Source organism: Pseudomonas sp. W3I7 (assembly GCF_030816095.1).
Lineage (GTDB): Bacteria > Pseudomonadota > Gammaproteobacteria > Pseudomonadales > Pseudomonadaceae > Aquipseudomonas > Aquipseudomonas salomonii.
This window is the reverse complement of sequence record NZ_JAUSXP010000001.1, coordinates 3,661,055-3,684,770: the sequence shown is the minus strand read 5'-3', so window position 1 is coordinate 3,684,770 and position 23,716 is coordinate 3,661,055. Positions and strand designations below refer to the sequence as shown.

Genomic DNA, 23,716 nt, shown 5'->3' with positions numbered 1-23,716 from the left:
ATGAGCGGGAAGTTGCATCTGGCCAAACCGGCTTGTTGGGGGGAGGCCCAATACCTAACATCCGGTAAATAGCCAAACCCCGGAGCAGAGAATGAAATCAATAAATGGCAAAGTCGTCCTCGTTACTGGTGCCTCATCGGGATTGGGGCGCGAGTTAGTGCATCAACTGCTGGAAAAAGGTGCGCTAGTCGCAGCCACCTTTCGCAAGCAAGAAGAAGTGGATTTCTATAACGGTAAACATGCCGCGCAGGGCATGGGCGTTTTGGTAGACGTGACAGACGATATGGCGGTCAAAACGGGTGTGGCCCAGGTGCTGGCTCACTTTGGCCGTATCGACATTGTCGCTAACTGTGCGGGTGCTGGCACAGTGGGTGCGGTTGAAGAAATGACGGATCGAGAAGCGCGGCGTGTATTCGATCTGAATTTTTTTGGCGGCCTGAACATCATTCGCGCTGTGACCCCTGCGATGCGCAAGCAGCGCAGCGGGCACATCATTCAATTCTCCGCAATCGGTGGCTTCATTGGCTACCCGGGCATGGGCGTGTACTCGGCCGCGAAGGGCGCTACTGACATCCTGGGTGAAGCACTGGCAGGTGAACTTGCACCCTTTAACATCGCCACGACTGTGTTGACCATCGGTGTATTCGAGACCCAATTTGCGGGGCGCTCACTGGCTTACGTCGAGCAAAAAATCGATGACTATGAAGGCACACCCGTCGGTAAGTTCCGTGTAGCTATAGGTGGTCTGCAAGGTAAGCAGCCGAATGTTCCAGGAAAAGGGGCTTTGGCGATTATCAACCTGATGGAGGCGGATCATCCACCCGTACACGCGGCCTTGGGTGCCGATGCGATGGGCGGAATGCGTGCAAAAATGGCCAAAGTTGAGCAGGAACTTGTCCAGTGGCAGGGCAACGCAACCTCTACAGAACGCAGCATCAACGGAATCTGATCATGCGAATGACCAACAAAGTTGTACTGATTACCGGCGCATCGCGCGGGCTCGGATTATCCCTGGCACGTCGTTTTGCCAGAGAGGGGGCTTGCGTTGCGTTGACGTACAACACTGACGCTGCCGCGGCCGACCGAAATGTCGAGGCGCTCGTTGCTGAGGGCGCTCAAGCAATGGCCATCGGGGGAGACATCAGCGACCCGGACGCTGTCAAAGCCATATTCGCGGCAGTGCTGGCTCGATTTGGGCGCATCGATATTGTCGTGGCCAATGCCGGGCGGGAGCTTATCGACACACCGATCACGGAAATCGATAACGCGATGTTCGAGGCTGTCACCAAAACCAATGTGTTTGGCACCTTCTATACGCTTCGCGAAAGTGCGCGCCTTGTTACCGATGGTGGACGCATCATCGTGATTTCGTCCACGACGACGATCGTACCAAACGCAGGCTTCACCGCGTATGCCGGAAGCAAAGCCGCCGGCCGGCTTTACGTTGAATGTCTCGCGCAGGAAATGGGCAAGCGTAACGTCACGGTGAACGGTGTGGTACCGGGGCCGCTACGCGACGCAGGTGTCATCGCTAACCTTCAGGAAAATGACTATCAGGCATTGGCACAGTTGTCGCCATTTGCGCGCTTGGGCTCTGTCGCCGATGTCGAAGGCGCCGTGCTTTTCCTGGCAAGTGACGATGCAGCTTGGATTTCCGGTCATCACCTAGTTGTCAATGGCGCCGCCAAAGTATAGGGCAGACCCGCATGACCAGGCGGTGGGGCAGTCCTCATCCTTCGGCCACCGCTCAACGTCCGTTTACGTGTTCTTTTCAAATTGATTACCCCTTTAAAGCCACTTAAATCAAGGTCCCATCATGTCGCCTAAAAAGATTGCCGTCATTGTCGGCAGCCTGCGCAAAGAATCGTTGAACCGTCTATTTGCTCAAGAAGTAATCGCGCTTGCGCCACCCAGCCTTTTATTAGAAATAGTCGAGATCAATGAACTGAATCTGTTTAACCAAGACTTGGAAGAAAACGGTGAGAGTGCCCCTGAAGCCTGGACTCGTTTTCGCCAGAACATGGCGTCGAAAGATGGAGTACTGTTTTTCACTCCCGAATACAACAGGTCAGTTCCTGGTGTATTGAAGAACGCCATTGATATTGGTTCTCGCCCTTACGGCGAGTCTGTGTGGGCAGGCAAACCCGCAGCTATCGTAAGCGTATCGCCCGGTGCCAGCGGCGGCTTCGGTGCTAACCATCATTTACGTCAGTCTATGGTATTTCTGGACATGCCACTTTTGCAGCAGCCGGAAGCGTATATCGGTGGGGCGACAAGGCTACTGGGGCCAGGCGGAAATTTGAATGACGACGGAACTACTCAGTTCTTGAAAAAATTCATTGACGCCTTTGCTGCATGGGTCGAAATCAATACCGCCAAGTCAACGGGTTTAATCTAGGGTGCTAGAAACTCTCTGCTTTGGCTGATCTAAGGCGTTGTATGAGTCGTCTCAGGTTTCACGTACGGCCTTAGTGTCCGCTAATGGCCGGGAGCTGCGGTACGCAACTGAAAGCTTCCGGCCCAAAAAAGCGGCTCCGAATCGCCGAATGAAGGCTAAGAAACCTGATCACCTATCACTATGATGGGTGCTCCGAAGGTTACATCAGATAGCCGAGTAGCCTCAGCTAATGCCCGTAAAGGGGCAGGCAAATCGAAAAGTGTCAGTGGATTCAGTGGGCGGCATTGCAGCTCATACCCCCTCAAGGCCTGGCGTGAATCGCGATGAACGTCTGACCAGTCGTACGCGAAGAACCCACGTTTGGCAAATTCAACGAAAGCGTTTACGCCAGCCCTGGCAGTGACCCGATCTACATCGGACACCTCCGGCAATGAAAGGACAAATTCTTCGGAGTTTTCGACGGAGGGCATTGCGGAATCAGGAACCGGCCCCGGCCCCCCCGTAGTGAAGAGCGCAACCTGCCCGACGGCGTCGGTGGCGACCCATCCAACATCAAAGTCCTGGAGAACGAAGGGAGCCACCATTTGCACCTACTTTATAAAAAGGGACGAGTTGATTTCCTAACTCTACTTGCCAGCCCAGAGTGTGTAAAAGCGCGTCGGCAAACTCTTAAAGCGGGAAGAAATTCGACGAGTTCATTGCCCCAGCTTTAAACATCCGGTTCTGGCCGATTACTGCCCGCTACGACAGGCAGAAATCGGCCAATAGCGGAAAGTTGGTGACTAGAAAATTCGAAAGCGGAACGAGCCATCGAGACTGCGGCGACTACGCCCTATCTATTCGCCCGGAGTAGCAACCCTGCTTGGCATTGTGAACGTGAATGTAACTAACCCCTGGATCAGCAAACATCCGAGTAACAACAGGTTCTATCGCTATTCCATCTACGACGTCGGCATTGAGCATCATCCCATCATCAGTGAATGCACGAAGTGATAGCAGACGGATTCGCATAGACTCGGGTATCTGATCGACTGCGTCATAAGCTTGCGTAGCCCACTCCCTTATGAAGATCGCATGTGAGGCACGGTATGGCGTCTCGGCTGGCTGAGAGAGATGGTTGAGTAAAAGCACACTCTGACCTAGCTCTGCATCCTTTATTTCGATACGGTCAGGAAAGCCTGGGTTGCTGTCGACCATGTAACGCTTTATCCCGAGAGATGCTAGCTCTTGGTCGGGCAATCCAAACAGTGACTGGAATGGCTCGGGGGAAAGGCCAGTTATACGAAACGCCATGGTTAAACTCCTATTAGTTGGAGTCGTATCAGGCTGGAATTCGTCCAGCACTTACTATCCGTTTCTTGCTGCCTTATTCAAGCTGACCGAGACCGACTGCTTAGGGTCGATTGCTGCCACACGTAGACTGAGTAGATATCAACCCTGACCCTATTCGCCGTCATCGAGCCGCTGGGGTAAGCTTCGCGCCAGAAGCTTCACCCACCAAGGAGAACAAACGGCGATGGGCTTGTTCAGTCGATTGTTCGGCGATCGCTTCACACAACCCCCACCAGATGAACCACGGTTGAGCGATGCCGCGATTATGCGTGAGCTTTATCCATTCGGTGCGCAACTGAGAACGTTCACCCAGGCCCTGTTGGCGCGGCAGCCTGAAAAGGAACGTGCTCGTCTCGTGAGAAGGGTGTCGCGCTATTACAACCTAGGTGAAGACCCGGTCACCGCGTTGGTCAGTGGTCTTTTGGACGCTGAGAAAGGCCAGTTACTCAATAATATGGTTCTCATGGCCGTGGACGTGGACGGCTTCGATGATTTCAAGTACCTGGCACCGAAACTGGTTGAAGCCAGCGGTATTGACCAGATTTATGCCTACACGCTGGAAGAGACGCCAGCACTGATGCAAGTGCTGATCGATTTCGATCAATGGCTGACCGGGTTCGGGAAGCGCTTTCTGCATGTGGATACAGGCGGCGCCGATTATGTGGGTTGCATCATTGAGCAAGATTGCGTCGAAAACCTGATCGAGCTGGCTAAGCAGGCTGGCATCGACGCAGGGCTCGATCCCTATTGAGACAAGTTGGCTGATCGCTATCGGCTACAAGCGGGCATTCGTGTTTTCACGCATGGCCCGACAACGGTTACTTTGCCCATTGCTATTCAATGGTACATACCGGCCACATGGCCACGGTCGACCAAGTAGGCTGCGGTATTACATCCCCTTTCGTAGCTGTTTCGTAACCGTCCGGGCAATACATCCGTCGTTCGTTATTTGAGCTTCCTGATCAAGGTAGCCACCATCAATTCCAGGGTCCGAGTGTAAGCATCAACCCTTTCGTTCAAGGCCGTGATGACAGGGCTCACGTTCCGTATGTAACCGGCTAAAAAGAGCGCATCGATTGACTCAAGCGCATGAATGACCACCGATTCCTCTTTCGCTTCAAGCAGCCTTAACAGTATCTGCAACGCGTGTACATCATTGCAATCGGTGAGCGATTCGGCACATCGGCCCAGCCACACATCAGGCTTCACGCCAATGGCGGATTCAAGTTCGTACCAGTCAGACGCGGTGAATTCAGAGACCTGAGCACCGGCAACATCTATGCCTTCATCCGACCAGTAGTCTTCAGAGCCGCATGAATGCAGAAACAACTCATATTCTTTGAACATCGCTCACCTATCAGAATTTTGAATGCGTCCGGCAAAGTCATCTAGCATAAGTTTGCTGCCTAGGGTTTGTCTGAAAAGTCGCTTTGGCTAAGATGACGTGCTCTGGTTGCTGGGAGGGCCGTTATGGCAGGCCGATATGAAATCTCATCTGCACGTTGGGCGATGATCGAATCCATCGTTCCCCTCCTCAACGCATGGGACGCCCAAGGCGCGATGACCGTCAGATGCTTAACGGTATCTTCTGGATATTGTGCTCGGGCGCCAAATGGCGGGATCTTCCAGAGCGCTTTGGGCCTTGGAAGACTGTTTGTGACCGCTGATGACGGATTGCCCCTGTTGCGGACGGGACGCTTACCCGGTCAGCTCGCGAATTACCCAGAGCCAATGATCGTTTACGTCACAACAGCCCGGGTCAGCTAAATATTAGCAACTGGATCAATCTCGCTCCAGCGCCAACAATGGTCTTTCAGCATGGCCACGCCTACCGACACTTGGCCAATCGGTCACCATTATTCAGAGCTTATTGCGATCAAGCTTTACGGCTCCGTCCGATACCCTGATGCATTCAAACACCCAACCATAGAATGCTACCTACATTTAGGCCCACTACTCCTAAGCGACAAGTCGGCTCCTCGCTGCATCGACTCTATGCAGGCGACTGGCAAACGGCTCATTGCATATGTCGCCGTTGACCTATAAAAGCAGATTGAACAATTATGCGGGATTTTTCCAATAGTACTTGGAGTACTCACGGCATGAACTAGAGTTCGTTAGCGCAATTTATATCGCCGTCAGCCCAGCGCTTGATATCACTTATCTTCGGCGATCTAGCACCGACACTCAAGATGTTCTTTGTTGTGTACAACCTGACCTGTGCTTTGTTCGCATCATGTCTTTCTATTTCAATTAGGGCGTTGTTAATCAACAGTCCTTCCGAAAGGAGCTTTTGATTGATCTCACCTTCACTGCGCTCATCGCTAAACTCGCTTAATACGATGACCGGCTTTCCTGTATATGTCTCATGTTCCAGGCATTGTCTTGCCATTAGTCTTAAGTTTCGATAAGTATCGGAGGGCGTCTTCTCGCTAGTGAAGCTGCCGTCATAAGATGAATGACTACTTTTTAATTCGCTGACGGTTATAGCGCACCCGCTGATTGAGATAGAAAAGAATAGTATAGGCAAGGATAAATATTTCAATTTCAACTCCATTGTTCTGGTATGGGCCCTCCGCCGGGCAGGCATCAAATCATGCTTTTTCAGTCGGAATTGTGTTTTGGAAAATCAACAGTCGCCAGGAGTCCACCCTCTGCAGATGTACTTAGCCATACGTTGCTGTTGTGCTGCAGTGCAACCGCTTTGACTATTGCGAGCCCCAGTCCGCTGCCGCTTTGCATTTGATTGGGCTCGCGAAAAAACCTATCGAAGACTCGCGCCCTTAATTCAAATGGAATGCCAGGGCCTGCATCTGAGACACGTAGCTGAGTAGATTTATCAAGTGATCGCACATCTACCTCAACGCGTCCGCCCTCAGGGCTGTACTTCACGGCATTTTCAATTAAGTTATCAATCAGCGACATAAGGCGTTCCCTGATGCCATTGATCCAGCTTTCACCATCAGAGTAGAATTCAAGTTCAATCCTACGCTCAGCCGCTAGGGGGGCCAGCGCAGCCATTTGCTCTTGTATGAGGGTCGTCAGCGGCACAGCCTCCATAACAGTGTCGATGCTTGCTTCGCTATGCATCAGCAGCAATAACTGATTGACGAGACGCGCAGCACGGCTATTGCTGCGAATAATCCCTGCAAGCAGCTCCTGTTGATTAGTGCTGCTTACATAGGACTGCAAAGCCTCAACATTGATTCGCATTGCAGCCAGGGGAGTACGCAGCTCATGAGCGGCATCTGCAATGAAAACCCGTTCCCTCTCAGAACTTGCTCGCACTCTGGCAAGAAATAGATTAGTCGCGTCCACCATTTGGCGAAGCTCTATCTGCTTTGGTCCTTCTTTTAAGGGGGAGAGATCTTCTAAAGTTCGCAAAGAAATACCATTTATCACCTTGCTCCAAGGGCGCATTGCAATACGGACTGATAGCCATGCGGGAAAAAAAAGAAAAGGAATGCACACCAGCAGCGGCAATATGTAGTATCCACGAGAGTTCAGGTATATGAAGAAGTTCCAGCCTCCGGCAGGGGTAATAAGTGTTACCTCCGCGTCGGAGTTCCCTGATTTGAGAGTACGGCTATTCCAGCTGCGCCCCTCACTCTGAATGCTCTGAATTTCTCCATACCTGCTATTTGTTACTCCTGTCGGAGCACCATCAGATGAATAAATTATCTTTCTATTCTTACGAACAATGAGGCTGATTGACAGTTTGGGATCTTCACCTCCGCCATAACCTTCCTGCAATGCTTCGCTGAACTTTTCCAGCACGGTAGTGAGGTCCTGCGGGCGATCATCCATGCGCTTAACTAATGTAAGAATGGTTTCGTAAGTATTGCTACCCGTGAGCATAGAGGGGCTTCGCAAGTTCTCCCACAAAATGTAGGTCAGAAAAAGACACCAAAGCAGTGTAAGTAGTAGCATCTGGGCGAGTATAATTCGTCTTACAAGCGTTGGAGTTTTCAAGTTGAGCCAAAAATTTCGCATCAACCAATCCCTTTCTGAATTGTAGCGGTATCAATGACATACCCCACACCCCGCACCGTTCGCACATAGCCTTCGCCGATTTTGCGACGCAAATTTCCCATATGCACATCCAGCGGATTACTCATATTTTCTTTCGCGCCGAATAGCCTTTCCTCCAGAAAACGTCGTGTAAGCACGCGGTCAGCGCGCATCATTAAAATTTCAAGCAGGGCGTATTCACTTGCCGTTAAATCAACATTACGTCCACTAACTGTCACGCGACGAGTCGGCATATGAAGAAATAATCCTCGAATTTCTATCACCTCATTTTGAAAACCGTAACTGCGTCGGGCCAGTGCTCTCACCCTAGCCAACAACTCGGCGAGAACAAATGGTTTTACCAGATAGTCGTCTGCACCCGCATCGAGCCCACACAGGCGATCTTGCAGAGTGCCTCTTGCAGTCAGGATGATGACGGGGATCCCCCTGAACTGCTGACGTAAGCATGCTACCAGGCTCATGCCGTCACCGTCGGGCAGTCCGAGGTCGAGTAGCACAAGTTCTGGCACGCAGACATCGAGCTGATGCAACGCATCTACTTTTCGGCGAACCCATATGACATCTAACCCTTGATCTGCAAGTGCGATACGAACGCCATTGCCGAGATCCAGGTCGTCTTCGATTAGGAGAATTTTCACAATAGTTACGTTATCAAAAGTGAATGAAGAACGTCTGAAGAAAAAATATATTAGGAAATCTATTATGATTTGTCTGAAAAGTCTCTTTGGCTAAAATGATGCCCTCTGATTGCCAAGAGGGCCGTCATGACAGGCCGCTATGAAATTTCATCTGAGCGTTGGGCGATGATCGAAGCCATCGTTTCTCCTCCTCAACACATGGGGCGGCCAAGGCGCGATGACCGCCAGATGCTTAACGGAATCTTCTGGATTTTGTGCTCTGGTGCCAAATGGCGAGATCTTCCAGAGCGCTTTGGGCCTTGGAAGACCGTTTACCAGCGTTTCCGACAATGGCGTGACAACGGCACTTTTGAGCAGGTTCTGCGCCATTTACACCTTCGTTTGTGCGAAGATGGCTTTATCGATCTGAATACCTGGATGGTCGATTCGACATCGATTCGAGCTACCCGAGCGGCCAGCGGTGCTGGAAAAAAAGGGGCCCGCAAGAACCGCAACACCACTGCCTAGGCCGTAGCCGAGGCGGATTGACCACCAAAATACATCTCGCCTGCGACAGCCATGGCTTCCCCCTGGCTGTCATGTTGTCGCCCGGTCAAGAAGCCGACTCGCGCTATTTCATGCCGCTACTGGAGCAGATCAGCCTGCCAGGCAGCAAGGGTCGTCCGCGTAAGCGTTGCCGATGTGTACTGGCGGACAAGGGCTATGACAGCCAGATACTGCGTCAGTACTGTGACCGCTACGGCATGCAGCCGATCATTCCCTTGCGCAAGATGCATCGCAAGCCTCGACCAGGCCTGCCTCGACTGTTCGACAGGCCACAATATAAAAAGCGCAACGTGATCGAACGGCTGTTCAGTTGGCTCAAAGAAAAACGTCGGCTCTGTACGCGATACGAAAAACTGGCGAGCAGCTTCAAAGCCATGGTTACACTGGCCTGTATCGAGAAATGCTTGCGGGCTGACTTTTCAGACAAACCCTAGGCGAAACCTCAGGAACTCAGTCCCAAAGATGCTGCATGCTAGGTCTGGTATAACCCCAAACGCGTGGCACCCCATCCTCTAGAGAGAAGGGAAGGTTGTGCTTTCTTAGCGTGGAAAGTAACCAATCGAGTGAGACCGCTCTGAGTTCGATCCACTCAATTTCTGCTACCGGATGGATGTGGTAATGCCATTCTCGATCCCAATCTGTGCAGTAATCGCTTGGAGCTAAGACACTGTGCAATCTGAACTCTGGCTTCATTTGCGGGGTGTTAATCATTGCTTTGATCAGCTCAGCCCATTTGGTGTAGTTCATGACGGGATAAATCATGCCCGCAGTCAGCAGCCTGCGAATTTTCGCTTTTGTAACCTCGTCGAGTTCAGGCAGTTGATGCATAAGATTCGCGTAATTGTATGAAGTGAGTACAGTCTAACCCAACACACCTTCCGCGATTAAACAGGCGCCCACCTGTGTGGCAGCAACTCAGTAATCTCGCTCGCCCGCTACGTCGGTAGGCGTGTAAGAACGTCCTTCAAGTACGCAAACGGATTACGCATTTTCAATTATGTCGCAACCGTAAAACGAAATGCCTGTTCCTGCAGGCCTGCTTCGATCAAACCAGCCAATTGCTGGGCCGCCGCAGTGGGCTCGCCGTCACCGCTGTGCAGCACATAACCAAGACTAGGCACGGCAGGTAAACCAGAAACAACACTAAGATGGCTCGGCAGCCCAATACGGGTACGCAGCGTCACGCCCAACCCCGCAGCGACGGCCGCCCAGATACCCGCCACGCTGGGGCTGGTGAGGGCGATGCGCCAGGGTATTTGCGCGGCGTCCAGCGCCTGGGTGGCGGCGCTGCGGAGTACGCAAGGTGCGTCGAACATTATCAAGGGCAGCGGTGAGTCGTCGGCGGCGGTCGGCAATGGCGTATCGCGCGGCCCGATCCAGTGCATCGGTGTTTCGCCCAGGCGCGTGGCATAGGGCGACATAGGCCCGGTGTCCCAAGTCAGGGCCAGGTCCAGGGCTGCACTTTCGACCAGCGTCAGCAGTTCGGCATTACGGGCGATCCTGACTTCGAGGCTCACCCTCGGGTAAGTCTGTACGAAGCGTCGCAGGATATCGCTCAGGAAATGTTCCCCAAAGTCCTCTTGAAGCCCCAGGCGCAGGGTCCCGGCGGTCTGGCTTTGATGCACGCTGTGGAAAATGCTGTCGTTCAACTCCAGTAACCGGCGGGCATGGCTCAGCAGTGATTCTCCTGTGGGGGTCAAGACCAGCCCGCGACCGGATTTAGCCAGTACCGGCGTGCCTATCTGCTCCTCAAGTTTCTTTAACTGGGCACTCACGGCAGACGTCGACCGACCGAGACGATCCGCAGCTTTGGCAAAGCTGTTGAATTCCACACCCGTGACGAAGGTGCGCAATACATCAAGGTCGAAGGTTGGGCGGCGCATTCAATAGTCCACTAATTCCGGATGGTCGACGCTATTAAATCTGATATTCGGAAGGGTTGCGACTTGATAATTTTCATCCTTCAGATCGGGACATCGGAGGGGAAAACATCATGAATACAGCTATGGCCACTGGGGGAGAGTCCCAGGGCAATTATCCGCAGAAGTTTGCCGAGTTGACCGACAACGTATTGTTCGGCGACATGTGGACGCGTACGCAACTCAAGCCCCGTGAACGCAGTTTGGTGACGGTGGCTGCGCTGGTGGCGATGTACCGTCTTGAGCAACTGCCGTTTCATTTGCAACGAGCGCTGGATAACGGCGTGAGTGCTGACGAACTGGCCGAAGTCATCACCCATCTGGCGTTTTATTCAGGTTGGCCGACGGCCGCTTCGGCGCTGAAGGTGCTGAGCGAACTACAGCTTTGCCTTTCAGAACGCCCGGAGTAACCGCTGATGCCGTTTGCACGAATTTCGCTGCACCGAGGCAAGTCGGCCGAGTATTTACAGGCGTTGTCTCAGGGGTTGCACGACGCCTTGGTCGAGAGCTTCGAAGTGCCGAAGACTGATCGCTTCCAGGTCATTCACCAACATGAGGTCGGCGAGCTGATATTCGATCCCCACTACCTGGGTGGGCCGCGTAGCCATGACTTTGTGCTGATCGCGATTACTGCCGGCCGTGCTCGAAGTGTTACGACCAAACAGCATTTTTACCGTGATCTGGTCGAGAAACTGGGACGGGCGACGGGGCTGAACGCAGAAGATGTGATGGTGGTGATCACCACCACGGCCGGTGATGAGTGGTCGTTTGGGGGAGGGCGGGGCAACTAGGCTTTAAGTAAAACGGGGTCATAACCCCGCTTTTACGCTAGAACGTCGGCAGCCGATCCAACGCACAAGTACGTTTATTTTCGGTTCATCTGCCGTGGGCACGCGCTCGCCCGTATCGACATTGAATATGTCGATGTAACAACGGCTCAACGAGCCCGGGACGTCGACAATCCTCCCTTGATCACATAGCGTGTGCCTGAACCTATGCTCGTCCAGATTGTTGGCGTAATGCCAAGGCCGCTACACCACACACGATCAGTGCGATACAGGACACATAGAACGCATCGCTGTAGGCCATCAGGTACGCCTCACGACGCACGGTATGGGCCAGGCTTTCAAGAACCTGCTGTTGCGCGGGTAACAGTTGGTTGAATAGGAAGTCTTCGCTGTCTGCCATGCTGGCGCGCAGGCGCTCCTGCAAGGGAAAGGAAAACAGCGTAATCGACTCTCCCACCCGCTCTGAGTGAAAGCGCTCGCGCATGGCGACGATTTGCGTCAGCCCTGCAGTACCCACGGCCCCGCCAAGGTTGCGCAGCATGGAAAACAACGCGGATGCGGAACCGGCTTCGGCTTTGGCCAGCCCGGAAACCGCCAGAACAGAAAGCGCCACCATGATCAGCGGCTGTCCGATACCCCGTACCACGGTGGAAGGGATGATCACGTTGGCGGCACTGTCGACGTCCAGGTGCGCGCCAAGGTAGCAGCCCAGCGCCATGATGAAAAAGCCGCTGGCGACCATCAGTTTCGGGCTGAGGCACTTCATCAAGCGCGGCATGAACGGTGCCAGCACCAATTGCACCATGCCGTAGGCGATCAGGCTGACGCCGATTTCCCGGGCGTTGTACCCCTGCAGTTGGGAAAGGTAATTGGGCACCAGGAACACCAGGCCGAAGGTCGCCCCGCCGAAAATGAACATCGCCGCACTGGCCACTCCAAAGTTGTAGCTTTTGAGCAGGCGCAGGTTGATGAAGGAACGGCTGCCGTACAACTGCGACAGCACGAAGTACACCAGGGCGACGCCGGCGATCAGCGACACCCAAACAATGAAATCGGAACCGAACCAGTCCTTGCGACCACCTTCCTCCAGCACGATCTGCAAGCCCCCCAGGCCGACGATCATGGCCAGGATGCCGCCCCAGTCACCATTTTTGAGCAGGCTCAATTGCATGGGCTTGGCATCGATGGACCATGCCACCGCCAGCAACAAGAGAATGCCTGGCGCCAGTTGCAGGTAAAAAATCCAGCGCCACGAATAAGCATCGGTCAACCAGCCACCAATGGATGGCCCGGCGGCCTGGGCAACGCTGTTGGACAAGGCGAACAAGGCCATGCCCATCGCGATCTTGCTGGGCGGGAGCTCGGTGATGATCAGCTGGAATGACAAAGGGATCAGCACCGCGCCGGCGGCACCCTGGATCACCCGAATGATGATCATCACTTCCAGGTTGGGCGCCCAGGAGCAAGCAATGGACGCCACCAGGAACACAAAGGACCCCGCCAGCATCACCCGCCGCAGCGAGAACACCTGGACCAGCCAGGCCGTCAGAGGAATCATCACGATTTCCGCGACCAGGTACGCCGTGGAAATCCACGAGCCCTCCTCGAAGGTCGCCCCCAGGGAACCCTCGATTTCCGGCAGCGCGGCGCTGGTTACATGCACGTTCATACCGGCCATGAAACAGCCGAAAAGCCCGCCGATCACCGCGACCCAGGCGCGAAAGGAGACGGTTTTTTCAACGGACTCAGTCATGGGTCGCGCCCTGGGTGCCGGACCGGGTGTCAACGGTGGTGATCACCGACATGCCAGGCAGAATGGGCCCGCCCTCGTCATGTTCATCGATGACGATCTTCACCGGAAAGCGCTGCACGATCTTGGTGAAGTTGCCGGTGGCGTTATCCGACGGCAACAGCGCGAACACGGCCCCGGAACCTGGCGAAAAGCTCACCACATGGCCCTTGAGCTTGCGTCCCGAATAGCTGTCGACGCTGATATCCACCGGTTGACCGGCGCGCATGTCGCGCAACTGGGTTTCCTTGTAGTTGGCCACCACATAGGCCTGCTGCAGGGGCACCACCGCCAGCAACGGCAAGCCCGGCGCGACGTATTGGCGAATACGCACTTTGCGCTGCCCCACGACCCCGTCGATGGGCGAGCGGATCAAGGTGTCCTCCAGCGCATGAGACGCCAGGCTCAACTGCGCCTCGGCCTGGCTGCGCCGGGCAATCTGTTGTTGGAGCGAGGCTTCGGCCAGCTGGCGTCGGGCAATGGCGACGGTCAACCTGGTTTCCTGTTGACGCTGCATGGCCCTGGCGATTTCCACCGCGGCGTTGGCCTGGGTGTAGCTGGCAGCCGCCGTTTCCAGTCGCTGGGCACTGGCAGCGTGTTCGCGCACCAGGCTCTGGTAGCGGCGCTGGTCAAGGCTCGCGCGGCGCAACTCGGCCGCCACGCTGCGGGTGTGGGCCTCAGCCTGGTTTACCCCGGCCTTTTGCTGGGCGATCAGGCTGTCGGTCACGTGCAGGTTTGCTTGTTGGGCCGCGACCGAGGCCTGGGTTTGCGCCAGTTGTGCACGCGCCTGCGCCAACCGCGCCTGGTAATCGCGGGCCTCGATGCGCACCAGCACATCCCCGGCCTTGACGGGCTGGTCATCCTCCACCAGCACCTGGGCCACATACCCGGAAACCTTCGGGCTGATGGGGATCCAGTCGGTACGCACATAGGCATCATCGGTCTGTTCCAGGTAACGTCCAAGCGTCATCCAGTACACCCCGAACCCTACCGCCGCGATCGACAGCACAACGCATCCCAGCAGGATCAGGTTACGTTTGCGCCGTTGCTTGCGCGCATGCATGAGCTGCTCGTCCTGGACAGCGGTTTTTTCATCGACAGCAATATTCATGGCTGGGTACCGGAAAAATTGACGGAAGTGCGGCGCAGGGCAGCGGTAGCAGAGGCAGAAGACTGCCAACCGCCGCCAAGCGCGCGGAACAGGTCGATCTGGCGCTGCAACAGCTGGCCATCGGCATCGGCGAGCGTGGCCTGCAGGCGGATCAGCTCACGCTCGCTGTCCAGCACGTCGAGAAAGTCGATAGACCCGGCGTCGTAATTGAACTGGGCCAATGTGTAGGCTTGACGACTGCTGACTAGGGCCTGGTTCAACGCGGCGTGGCGCCGGCGCTCGCCGTCGTAGAGCGCAAGCGCCTGGCGTACCTCCTTGAGGGCCTTGAGAACACTGGCTTCGAATTGCGCCACTTGCATGCGCTCCAACGCCCTGGCCTGGTTGACCCGCGCGCGATTGACCCGCCAGTTGGGGAATTGCCAAGTAATCAGCGGCCCGACGCCAAACATCACCGCGCTACTGTCTCCCAACTCATGGGGTGTGTTGGCGGATGAGGACACTGAAGCGCCAAAGGTCACCTTCGGATACAGGTCCGACTGGACGATATCCACTTGCAGCGTGGCCGCTTGCAGCGCTCGCTCGGCCTGACGGATATCGGGGCGGCGCGCGAGTAATTGCCAGCCATCACCCACCGGCAGCTCGGCATTGAGTTGCGGCACGACCTCACAGGTCGCCGCGCCACTGCCTTGTTCCAGGTCCGCCACGCCGGTCAGCATCGCCAGCTCGTACAGGGCAGCTTGCCGGCGTGCTTCCAACATCGGCAGCAGCGCCAGGGTTTCACCCTGTAGCGCCTGCATCCGGGTGTATTCGAGATCGGTCACCACACCGGCCTGACGCTGCCGGTCGATCAACGCCAAGCTGTGCCCGACCACATCCATCGAATGGCGCTGAATCCTGGCGCGTGCGCCCATGGCGCAGGCATTGACATAAGCGCGAGTGGTTTGCGCCACCACCGTGATGCGCAACAAGTCTTCGGCGTCCTGCGCCGCAGCCGCCTGGACCTGAGCCCGCTCGATACTGCGCTGAACCTGGCCCCAGATATCCACCTGATAAGCCAGCTCGAAGCCTGGGTTGAACGCCCACTGTGACGGAGCATGGCTATTCGTGGCTTTGGCCAGGGTCTGATCATCGGCTGTCTTGCCGTACTCGGCGCCCAGTGAGGCCTGGGTCGACGGCCAGCGCCCGGCATCGGCCTGCATGATCCCGGCCAACATCGCCTGCACATGGGACTGAGCTGCCGCCAGGTCGCGGTTATGCATCAATGCCTGCTGCACCAGCGCGTCAAGTTTCGGATCGTTATACAACTGCCACCAATGGTCGGGTAACGCTTGGGCCGAAACACCCGGCGGCAGGCGGCTCAGGGCGTTAAAGCGCTCCGGCTGCGGCTGCACGGGTATATGGGTGACCCAAGAGGAACAACCCGCCAACAAAACGACCGCCACACCCAGGAGTGAAAGACGACCATGCCATGCACAGAAAAAAGGCGGACCCATCGAAAAAACCCAGAATGCCAAGAAGACGCACAGGTTAAGAGAGCGCTGGGCCGCGCATCTCCCGAGTTCCAGACAACCATCGTTTCGATTTGGACAATGTGCCTGTAGACCGCCTTATCGCAGGCGCTCACGGGCCAGGCACGCGCAAAGACCTGGCCCTGCCTGGAGGCGGGGCCATGGACGGTTGGGGGTTGCGCGCTCGACGGGGGTATCAGACCAGGCGGCAGGTGCTCGGGGTGTAGCCCATGGTGCGCTTGAACATTGCAGTAAACGCGCTCGGGCTCTGGTAACCGTGCTCCAATGCCACTTCCAGGATCGATACGCCGCAGGCCAGCCGTTGCATGCTGAGTAGCAGCCGAGTGCGCTTGCGCCACTCCCCGTAACTCATGCCCAACTCTTTCTGGAACAGCCGCGCCAGGGTGCGCGAACTCATATTGAGCTGCACCGCCCAACTCTCCAGTGTCGACTCCTGTGAAGGGTTGTCGATGAACTCGGCACACAGCGACTTGAGCCTTGGCTCATCAGGAATCGGCACATGCGCCAGCACCCGCTGCGCAATGTCGAGCTCCGAGAAAATCAGGTCGACAATCTGCACATGGCGCAACAGAGTGGGTTCAGTGTCATGTTCATCGGCCGCTGCGATGATCAATTCCCGCAGCAACGGCGAAACCTTGAGAACGTGGCATTCCTCCGTCAACGCTCGGTGTGCGCCCGGCGAGATCAACAGAGTGCGCATGCGCACCTCGCCGGTCATGCGGATCTGGTGCTCCACTCCCGAAGGAACCCAGAGCGCATGCCCGGAAGGTACCACCCAAGTGGTCCCGACGACCGATACCAGCATCACGCCGTTAATGGCATACACCAGTTGACCTTCTTCATGCCGATGCGAAGCCACTATGTCACCATGACCATAGTCACCGGCGAGCGCCGCCAATGCGGTGTGCGCAATCATCGCAGGAAGGTACCGCGGTCAGGCAATTGCACGGTACTAAAATGGCGATAGGTGCTGGACGGATCCTTGAGCATCATGACGTTTTCTCCTTTTTTCGACAGTTACGACAATTACGACAGTGCGCAGCCGAAGCTGCCGTTAACGCTCGCTCGCTGGATCAAACACTAAACGAAACAGACAAACACCAATTGCAAAGCGTCTCAAAAAAATCATAATTTACAGCATAAAAACCTAATAATTATGATTTTATTGGTTATTTAACTACTCTCTATGACATTAACTGCAATCAAGGGCGCCAACAAAGCCCGCGCAAAAAGGCGCTTTACGAGCGAGGCCTCGGCCCGACTGTTCAGGAGTTGCCGGACTCGACCCGCACCGCCGCCGACGCCGCCCAAACCTTGGGATGCGAGACGGCCCCAATCGTCAAGTCGCTGATTTTTTCACCAGCGACCAGGTGGGTTACGGCAGGTTATATGACTGCTTCCTTGGCGTCGGCTCAGCACAGCCTCTCGCGCACAGCCCTCAACACCGCTTCGATGTGCCAGGTCTCGACGCCGATGGCGACTGCTTCGCCGGCATCAAACACCAGCTCGATTTGGGTGGCTATGCCTTGTTCGAAAAGCAGTCGCTGCGCGTCTTCAAGAAGCCTGCGTTTACCTGTGAGCCAATGTCGTTTGCCCGTCAGCAACGCAAGGGTTTGCGGGTAGGTACACTGCAGTTTTCGACGCAAATTGACCAGCGCCGCTTTGTCGCTTCGGTCACTTGCCGGGGTCAGTACATACGTGTTGCCCGATGCTGCTTCCAGGTCGTATTTGTCTTGCAGATGTTCATCGACGCTCCAGCTGACGACCGTCTCATGCTCGCCCGTCATGACGTTGATCAAGTGCGCGTTAACACCTACGTAGCAGAACTGCGTCATGCCGTGGATGACGTAATCCTCACTGTTACTGCGAATAACCCAGTAATCACCGTTGGCGGAAAGCTCACATGACTGGATAACAAAACGCTCAGGTTTGCCATCTCTCATGACGCCGTCAAACAGGCCAAGCACGATTTCACAAGCCTGCTCTGCGGTTATCAAGGCGTTGATCTCTGTCACGCTTTGCCCAAGCCAAGCAATGAACGCACCCAGCCTGCCGACTTCCGTTCATAGAAGGGTGCGGTTTGCTTGAGGAAGTAATCGCTAAGGCCTGATTCCCCTTCGTGAACGCGATAGAGGTCAACGGGTTCGCCATCCGGAGCGCTATCCCCGGCAACGTTACCGGCTTCGCGCATGACCCGTTCAATATCACCATCCGCTTCAATACCAATGATCAGATGAGGCTTTTGATCGGACGATGCGTCATGCATCAACGCCAGAAATGCACGCTTTACGTTGCGATGTTTGGCGAGTAATTGCGTGAGCGAGTTGACCATCTTCGACGGATAGTGCGACGGCTGCCCGAGCAGCACATTGGTGTCTTTTTCTACTGTGCGCTGCACCGGCTGTTGGCCGATCCCGTCAGAGAGCAGATGGCGCACTTCCTCCGGGAAAAACTCTTTCCCGTAAGGAGACTTTGGGTTGAGGAAAAGAGCGGTGCCCAAGGTGATTTCAAACAGCGATCTGGCCGGGATCGCTATGTAGGATTCTTGGCTATCTATGGATTTTTGGAGGGTTTGCAACGAAGAAAAAAACGGGATGACAGCGCTGCCGTCAGGTTTTTGCCAATTCGCGATGCTGATGTTGCTACCAGACTCTATGTTCACTTGACCTTCGCCAGTGCCGGCAGTGCCGAGGACGTAGACAGTGGAGTTCAACAGCGTCTTGAAAAAGTCTGGACGATGGGCCGGTTCATCCGCCGCCAGTTTGAGTGATTTTTCGAGGTCGTTTTCTTGCTGGGTATCCATGATGTCCATTGGCAGTTCCATCAAAACAGACAAAAAGTGAGCGGCAAAGAGCGCGCAGTTTTTTACGTCACTGTGAAAACAGGAAGCACAGGAGACTAACAAGTTTGAAGCATACGTAGAGAAACCCGAGGCGGTTTTTCAAGGAGAATTCCTCCGTATCAGCGTTGGATGAAGAAAAACGCAGTTGGCCTCGAACGGCTGCTTCTGGCCGATAGCTGCCTGTCGTGAAGGGCAGCTATCGACCCAAAGCGGACATTCCGTCTATTACAAACCGAGACCAGAACGCCTAGGGCGTGCGTTCGTTAGGACTTTTAGTGGATGGTTCAGTGGCAGGATCTGCGCGATGGCAAATCCGACTTCGAAACAGGTGAAGCCGAGGATCAGAAAACTGGCTCCATGGGCTACCGCGAATAGTTGCCAGACAGTGAACAGTATTCTCGCCAGTGCGTCATATAAACCAATGCTGCGGCTCGGCTGTCGTAGCCGCCAGAGCGACCAGACCACCACCACACTGCCCGGCAGGTTGGCAAATAGCATGGCGGTAATGTCCAGTGTCGGGACTGGTCAGCCCAATGCAAGCACGCCGGATACATTCGCTTGTAATGGAATGACTGGTGGCCGGTGCAAGTTGGATATACCTCACGATCAATGTCATGGAGGAGTTAATCCGATAGAGGTGCTCCCTCATGCAGAAACTCACTCACGAAATCGATGAAGGCTCTGACCTTGGCAGGGGGTAAATGTCGAGATGGATACAGGGCGTAAAGATCAAACTTCTCACCTCTCCAGCCTTGAAGTAATTCAACAAGATGACCTTGGGCGATAAGATCCTTCACCCCGCTGGCTTTGATGCGTGCAATACCTACGCCCGCCAAGCATGCACCTATCAGAGTACCTGATTCATTGACCAATAATCTGCTGGTGGTCTTGACCGGCATCGTCGTTTTTCCCAGTGTGTACTCCCACTCCATAGGCAACCCGGTCATGGTGCTTTTCATCTGAATACAGAAATGGTGAATCAGATCAGAGGGTGTTTTAGGAGACCCGTATTTACTCAAGTAGTCCGGCGAAGCGACAGTGACCGTACTGGTTTCCAGCAATTTGCGTGCGATCAAGGTAGACGACGGTGGTTGGCCGAACCGGATCGCAATGTCGAATCCTTCTCCGACCAGATCACCCAGTTGATCGCGGACGAGGAGTTCAAGGGAGATCTCTGGGTACAGCGTTAAAAACCTGGACAAGTGGGGCGCCATCATCCGACGGGAAAAGTACGTATCGACATTGACTCTCAGTCGGCCCCGCACGGCAGTGGATGCGCCGGAGGTCAAGTTGACCGCATCACCTATCCCTGCCAACAACGGACTGATTTCTCCGTAGAGCATGCGTCCTTCGTCCGTTAGCGTCACTGACCGTGTTGTTCTATCGAACAGTCGTACGCCGATGCTTGTCTCTAGACGTCCAACAGCGCGGCTGATGCCAGAGGGCGACATGCTCAATGCTTCAGCCGCCCGCGCGAAACTGCCACTGTGAACGATAGCGGCCAGGACACTGATGTTTGAAAGCAGGCGACCGTCAAAACTCATCTCGCTATCCACTCGTGCGTAAAGGTCACTAAAGATGTGACTAATTGGGCATTCTGTCAATTATAAAAGGTAGTTACTCTGGCCCTGTCTTCAAATTCAGGTCCTTCTCCATGCCATACGATCTCACTCGCCGGAACATGCTCAAAGGTGCATCAGGTCTTCTGGTTGCTTCAGCCTTTGCGGGGTTGCCCGAGGCCAAGGCGTCCACTCAAACGGTTTGGTCCACACCCAAGCCAGATGCTTCATTCAGGTCCATCGACCAGGCACTTGACGCCGCTGTTCGAAATGGCACGGTGGCGGGTGTCGTAGCAATAGGTGCGACAAAACGAGGCGTGGTGTACGAAAAAGCATACGGCACCGGTAATTTGGAGTCGGGAACGGCGATTTCATCGCAATCGGTGTTCTGGTTGCTGTCGATGACTAAAGCGATCACTGCAACTGCGTGCATGCAGTTGATCGAGCAAGGGAAACTGTCGCTTGACCAACCAGCGAGCGAAATTCTTCCGGAATTAGCGTCACCTCACGTGCTTGAAGGGTTTGACGCATCAGGACAGCCTCGTTTGCGCGCGGCTGCTCGGCCCATCACCGTGCGACACCTTTTGACCCATACCTCTGGATTTACCTACAGCGTATGGAGCGAGGCGTTGGGCGAATATGAAAAAGTTACGGGTATGCCTGATATCGCCACATCCAAAAATGGCGCGTTCACGGCTCCTCTGGAGTTTGATCCGGGAGACCGCTGGGAGTACGGCATCAGTCTGGACTGGGTGGGGAAACTGGTCGAGGCGGTGAGTGGCCAGTCATTGGAGATCTACTTCAAGGAAAACATTTTTTCACCACTGGGCATGACCGATACAGGCTTTCTTATAAGTAGCGCTCAAAAGCAACGGGTTCCCACTCTTCATATGCGCCAGCAGGATGGATCGTTGAAGACGGGCCCGTTCGAGATGCCTCAGCGTCCTGAGTTTTTCAGCGGCGGCGGCGGTTTGTTCAGCACACCTCGAGACTATTTGAAGTTCCTTCAAATGCTCCTGCACGGTGGCGTGTTCAACGGTTCGACCCTTTTGAAACCAGAAACTGTCGCGACGATGTTCCGCAACCATATCGGCGACCTAAACGTCGTCGAGATGAAGTCAGCACAACCTGCCTATTCAGAAAGCTTTAACCAATTTCCTGATACCCCGCACAAATGGGGGCTGTCGTTTGACATCAACAGCCAACCGGGGCCCAACGGGCGAAGTGCGGGTAGCGGGAGTTGGGCCGGGTTGCTTAATTGTTATTTCTGGCTAGACCCGGTCAAGCAGGTGACCGGTGCGATCTTTACCCAGACGCTGCCGTTTTATGACCCAGCAGTAGTAAAGCTTTATGGACAGTTCGAGCATGGGCTTTACGCTGGATTGAATAAGGCTTGATGTACTTCTAACACCTAAGGAAACAGAACTATGTATGTCATCACGGGTATCACCGGAAAAGTCGGCGGCGCAGTGGCACGTGCGCTTCTCAATAATCGCCAAGCTGTTCGCGCGGTAGTAAGAGACCCGGTAAAAGGCGCGTACTGGGGAACTCTGGGGTGTGAAATCGTCATTGCCAATATGGATGATGCCTCGGCACTTACCCGCGCATTTGAGGGCGCGAGTGGTGTTTTCATTCTTCCGCCCTCCGAGTTCGATCCAGCCCCAGGTTTTCCGGAAGCGCGTGCTGTCATTGATGCCGTGTCACAAGCAATCGATGCTGCCAGGCCAGAGAAAGTAGTGTGCATCTCCACCATCGGTGCCCAGGCGGCTCAGATCAATTTGTTGACCCAGCGTACGTTGATGGAAAAGGCGCTGAGCGCACTTCCAGTGCCGGTTACCTTCCTGCGTCCGGGCTGGTTCATGGACAATGCAGCGTTTGATATCACATCAGTTCTTGAGCAAGGCATGATCAACAGTTTTCTTCAGCCGCTTGATAAACAGGTGCCGATGATCGCGTCGGCTGACGTCGGTGAAGTCGCTGCTGGATTGCTCCAAGAGCAATGGACGGGTGCGCAAATAGTCGAACTGGAAGGCCAATGGGTCTCGCCTAACGAGATGGCGAAGGTCTTCGGTGAGATCTTGGGCAAGCCTATTTCCGTGGAAGCGGTCCCACGCGAAAGCTGGGAGCCAATGTTTCGCGACCAAGGTGCTCTCAATCCGTTACCGAGGATGCAGATGCTAGACGGTTTCAATGAAGGGTGGATTGAATTCGAGCGCAGCGCTGATGTTCGGATGAAAGGGAAAACGACGCTTGAAACGGTTCTTAAAGGTCTTCTCTTTCAGTCGAAATAAGCTCACGTGGCTTGCCGTTTATCGGGCACGGCGCGGCGAACGAATTGGGTGGAAGTCAGATGGATTTGGATTTTTCGTTGGTACTATGCGCTGTGCTGGCGGTGACCGGCATTGCGAAGATTCTTGATTTCGCAATCATTGGTAAAAGGCCCGGTATTGAGGCGCCTGCCGTCATATCAGGTGCGGCTAATAACGGGGTCGGCCGTGTTTTAAGTTGGGCAGTGTACGGTGTGCGATTTTTATCCAGTCTGTTTGCAGTCATTCTGGTGGTCTTCATTATCCGGTCGTTCATTGTCGAGCCATTCATGATTCCGTCTGACTCCATGCTGCCGACACTGGAATCGGGCGACTTCATTCTGGTGAACAAGTTTGCTTACGGACTCCATATTCCTGTCATGGGAACAAAAATATTGAGTTATGGCATTCCTGAACGGGGCGACGTCATTGTTTTCCGCTACCCACAGGATCCCCGTATACACTATATAAAACGCATCGTGGGTCTGCCGGGTGACACCGTCGCGTATAGGGATAACCAACTTTTTGTAAATGGCGTGAAGATCGCCATCGATTTGGTGCCTGGCCGGATGGATACGCCAGTGGGTCTATCCGCCAACAGATACAGTGAAACGTTGGGAATTCACCCCCATGATATTTACGTAAATCTAAGAGGCGACCATAACATTTATCCAGTCTGGAAATTTCCTCATATAGAAAACTGCGTATATGGGGCATCAGAGGTCAGCTGTCAGGTTCCCGCAGGCTACTACTTTGGAATGGGTGATAACCGCGACAATAGCGCCGATAGCCGCTATTGGGGATTTGTGCCGAAAGCTAATATCGAAGGCAACGCTTTTGCTGTCTGGCTGAACTTTCGGAAACTTGGAAGAATTGGCCTTATTGATTAATTCGCTACGGTCTTCATCGCTGGATTATATAGATTAA

At 54.6% G+C, this 23,716-nt stretch carries 25 protein-coding genes and 1 pseudogene; 11 read left to right on the top strand and 15 right to left on the bottom strand.

Translation table 11 applies throughout. From position 1 onward, the window contains the following. The first annotated feature begins 91 nt into the window (after window positions 1-91). From QF043_RS16920 to QF043_RS16910, 3 genes are all read left to right on the top strand, one after another. Complete coding sequence (locus QF043_RS16920) at window positions 92-949, top strand: SDR family NAD(P)-dependent oxidoreductase (protein WP_307419436.1); 858 nt, start codon at window positions 92-94, stop codon at window positions 947-949. A 2-nt stretch (window positions 950-951) separates the two neighbouring features. Continuing rightward, window positions 952-1,695: an SDR family NAD(P)-dependent oxidoreductase gene (locus tag QF043_RS16915; RefSeq protein ID WP_065931242.1), complete on the top strand. Its 744-nt coding sequence runs from the start codon at window positions 952-954 to the stop codon at window positions 1,693-1,695. Between the two features lie 121 nt (window positions 1,696-1,816). Beyond that, window positions 1,817-2,398, top strand: a complete 582-nt coding sequence (locus tag QF043_RS16910; RefSeq protein WP_307419434.1) for an NADPH-dependent FMN reductase — start codon at window positions 1,817-1,819, stop codon at window positions 2,396-2,398. Between the two features lie 825 nt (window positions 2,399-3,223). Here the strand turns inward: QF043_RS16910 and QF043_RS16905 are convergent. After that, window positions 3,224-3,595, bottom strand: a complete 372-nt coding sequence (locus QF043_RS16905) for a DUF1203 domain-containing protein (RefSeq protein ID WP_225927072.1) — start codon at window positions 3,593-3,595, stop codon at window positions 3,224-3,226. A 319-nt stretch (window positions 3,596-3,914) separates the two neighbouring features. Here QF043_RS16905 and QF043_RS16900 point away from each other — a divergent pair, with 319 nt between their 5' ends. Then, window positions 3,915-4,481: a hypothetical protein gene (locus QF043_RS16900; RefSeq protein ID WP_056859525.1), complete on the top strand. Its 567-nt coding sequence runs from the start codon at window positions 3,915-3,917 to the stop codon at window positions 4,479-4,481. A 194-nt stretch (window positions 4,482-4,675) separates the two neighbouring features. On the opposite strand, the gene QF043_RS16895 is transcribed toward QF043_RS16900, so the two are convergent. Continuing rightward, on the bottom strand, window positions 4,676-5,077 hold the full coding sequence (locus QF043_RS16895; RefSeq protein WP_056859526.1) for a hypothetical protein: 402 nt from the start codon (window positions 5,075-5,077) through the stop codon (window positions 4,676-4,678). Between the two features lie 123 nt (window positions 5,078-5,200). Here QF043_RS16895 and QF043_RS16890 point away from each other — a divergent pair. Continuing rightward, a pseudogene (locus QF043_RS16890) lies at window positions 5,201-5,394 on the top strand (transposase); the annotation flags it as partial. Window positions 5,395-5,837: 443 nt separating this feature from the next. Here QF043_RS16890 and QF043_RS16885 read toward each other — a convergent pair. The 3 genes from QF043_RS16885 to QF043_RS16875 are packed head-to-tail and all read right to left on the bottom strand — an operon-like array spanning window position 5,838 to window position 8,400. Beyond that, window positions 5,838-6,275, bottom strand: coding sequence for a hypothetical protein (locus QF043_RS16885; RefSeq protein ID WP_206665934.1), 438 nt, complete (start codon window positions 6,273-6,275; stop codon window positions 5,838-5,840). 59 nt (window positions 6,276-6,334) lie between these two features. After that, complete coding sequence (locus QF043_RS16880) at window positions 6,335-7,723, bottom strand: HAMP domain-containing sensor histidine kinase (RefSeq protein ID WP_003174437.1); 1,389 nt, start codon at window positions 7,721-7,723, stop codon at window positions 6,335-6,337. Next, window positions 7,723-8,400 carry a response regulator gene (locus tag QF043_RS16875; RefSeq protein ID WP_017530590.1) on the bottom strand — a complete coding sequence of 226 codons (678 nt, stop codon included), beginning with the start codon at window positions 8,398-8,400 and terminating at the stop codon, window positions 7,723-7,725. Before QF043_RS16875 ends, QF043_RS16880 begins: the two co-directional genes overlap by 1 nt. A gap of 126 nt (window positions 8,401-8,526) precedes the next feature. On the opposite strand from QF043_RS16875, the gene QF043_RS16870 reads away from it, so the two are divergent. Next, window positions 8,527-9,380 (top strand): IS5 family transposase gene (locus tag QF043_RS16870; RefSeq protein WP_085986890.1). Its coding sequence is split into 2 segments (ribosomal slippage): window positions 8,527-8,875 and window positions 8,875-9,380, totalling 855 coding nucleotides; the frame shifts between segments, so codons are not numbered across the junction. A gap of 16 nt (window positions 9,381-9,396) precedes the next feature. On the opposite strand, the gene QF043_RS16865 is transcribed toward QF043_RS16870, so the two are convergent. Beyond that, the gene (locus QF043_RS16865) at window positions 9,397-9,774 is read right to left on the bottom strand and encodes a DUF6678 family protein (protein ID WP_056859527.1); all 378 of its coding nucleotides are present in this window, start codon (window positions 9,772-9,774) and stop codon (window positions 9,397-9,399) included. Between the two features lie 167 nt (window positions 9,775-9,941). Then, entirely contained in the window at window positions 9,942-10,829 is an 888-nt protein-coding gene (locus tag QF043_RS16860) for a LysR substrate-binding domain-containing protein (protein ID WP_307419433.1), read from the bottom strand. A gap of 110 nt (window positions 10,830-10,939) precedes the next feature. Between QF043_RS16860 and QF043_RS16855 the strand changes: the two genes are divergently transcribed. Both QF043_RS16855 and QF043_RS16850 read left to right on the top strand, forming a co-directional pair. Further along, the gene (locus QF043_RS16855; RefSeq protein ID WP_307419432.1) at window positions 10,940-11,275 is read left to right on the top strand and encodes a carboxymuconolactone decarboxylase family protein; all 336 of its coding nucleotides are present in this window, start codon (window positions 10,940-10,942) and stop codon (window positions 11,273-11,275) included. 6 nt (window positions 11,276-11,281) lie between these two features. Then, a complete protein-coding gene (locus QF043_RS16850; protein ID WP_058421966.1) occupies window positions 11,282-11,656 on the top strand; it encodes a tautomerase family protein in 375 nt (124 codons plus the stop codon). 202 nt (window positions 11,657-11,858) lie between these two features. Here the strand turns inward: QF043_RS16850 and QF043_RS16845 are convergent, their stop codons facing one another. The 8 genes from QF043_RS16845 to QF043_RS16810 all read right to left on the bottom strand — a co-directional run bounded on the left by QF043_RS16845 (window position 11,859) and on the right by QF043_RS16810 (window position 20,468). Continuing rightward, window positions 11,859-13,406 carry an MDR family MFS transporter gene (locus QF043_RS16845; RefSeq protein ID WP_307419431.1) on the bottom strand — a complete coding sequence of 516 codons (1,548 nt, stop codon included), beginning with the start codon at window positions 13,404-13,406 and terminating at the stop codon, window positions 11,859-11,861. Beyond that, the gene (locus QF043_RS16840; protein ID WP_307419430.1) at window positions 13,399-14,553 is read right to left on the bottom strand and encodes an HlyD family secretion protein; all 1,155 of its coding nucleotides are present in this window, start codon (window positions 14,551-14,553) and stop codon (window positions 13,399-13,401) included. The genes QF043_RS16845 and QF043_RS16840 overlap by 8 nt, the downstream gene beginning before the upstream one ends. Beyond that, window positions 14,550-16,046 (bottom strand): TolC family protein, encoded by a 1,497-nt coding sequence (locus QF043_RS16835; RefSeq protein ID WP_307419429.1) that lies wholly within the window; start codon window positions 16,044-16,046, stop codon window positions 14,550-14,552. Before QF043_RS16835 ends, QF043_RS16840 begins: the two co-directional genes overlap by 4 nt. A 211-nt stretch (window positions 16,047-16,257) precedes the next feature. After that, window positions 16,258-16,998, bottom strand: a complete 741-nt coding sequence (locus QF043_RS16830) for a helix-turn-helix transcriptional regulator (RefSeq protein WP_307419428.1) — start codon at window positions 16,996-16,998, stop codon at window positions 16,258-16,260. Window positions 16,999-17,494: 496 nt separating this feature from the next. Continuing rightward, window positions 17,495-18,097 carry a hypothetical protein gene (locus QF043_RS16825; RefSeq protein ID WP_307419427.1) on the bottom strand — a complete coding sequence of 201 codons (603 nt, stop codon included), beginning with the start codon at window positions 18,095-18,097 and terminating at the stop codon, window positions 17,495-17,497. Further along, window positions 18,094-18,894: an enhanced serine sensitivity protein SseB gene (gene sseB / locus QF043_RS16820; RefSeq protein WP_307419426.1), complete on the bottom strand. Its 801-nt coding sequence runs from the start codon at window positions 18,892-18,894 to the stop codon at window positions 18,094-18,096. Before sseB ends, QF043_RS16825 begins: the two co-directional genes overlap by 4 nt. A gap of 255 nt (window positions 18,895-19,149) precedes the next feature. Next, window positions 19,150-19,422 carry a hypothetical protein gene (locus QF043_RS16815; protein WP_307419425.1) on the bottom strand — a complete coding sequence of 91 codons (273 nt, stop codon included), beginning with the start codon at window positions 19,420-19,422 and terminating at the stop codon, window positions 19,150-19,152. Window positions 19,423-19,547: 125 nt separating this feature from the next. Then, window positions 19,548-20,468: a LysR family transcriptional regulator gene (locus QF043_RS16810; protein WP_307419424.1), complete on the bottom strand. Its 921-nt coding sequence runs from the start codon at window positions 20,466-20,468 to the stop codon at window positions 19,548-19,550. Between the two features lie 110 nt (window positions 20,469-20,578). Here QF043_RS16810 and QF043_RS16805 point away from each other — a divergent pair, with 110 nt between their 5' ends. From QF043_RS16805 to lepB, 3 genes are read left to right on the top strand one after another with little or no spacing between them, the layout of a single operon-like run. Continuing rightward, window positions 20,579-21,880: a serine hydrolase gene (locus QF043_RS16805; RefSeq protein WP_307419423.1), complete on the top strand. Its 1,302-nt coding sequence runs from the start codon at window positions 20,579-20,581 to the stop codon at window positions 21,878-21,880. Between the two features lie 30 nt (window positions 21,881-21,910). After that, window positions 21,911-22,774, top strand: a complete 864-nt coding sequence (locus QF043_RS16800; RefSeq protein ID WP_307419422.1) for an NmrA family NAD(P)-binding protein — start codon at window positions 21,911-21,913, stop codon at window positions 22,772-22,774. A gap of 59 nt (window positions 22,775-22,833) precedes the next feature. Then, window positions 22,834-23,679, top strand: a complete 846-nt coding sequence (gene lepB / locus QF043_RS16795; protein ID WP_307419421.1) for a signal peptidase I — start codon at window positions 22,834-22,836, stop codon at window positions 23,677-23,679. The last annotated feature ends 37 nt before the right edge of the window (window positions 23,680-23,716 follow it).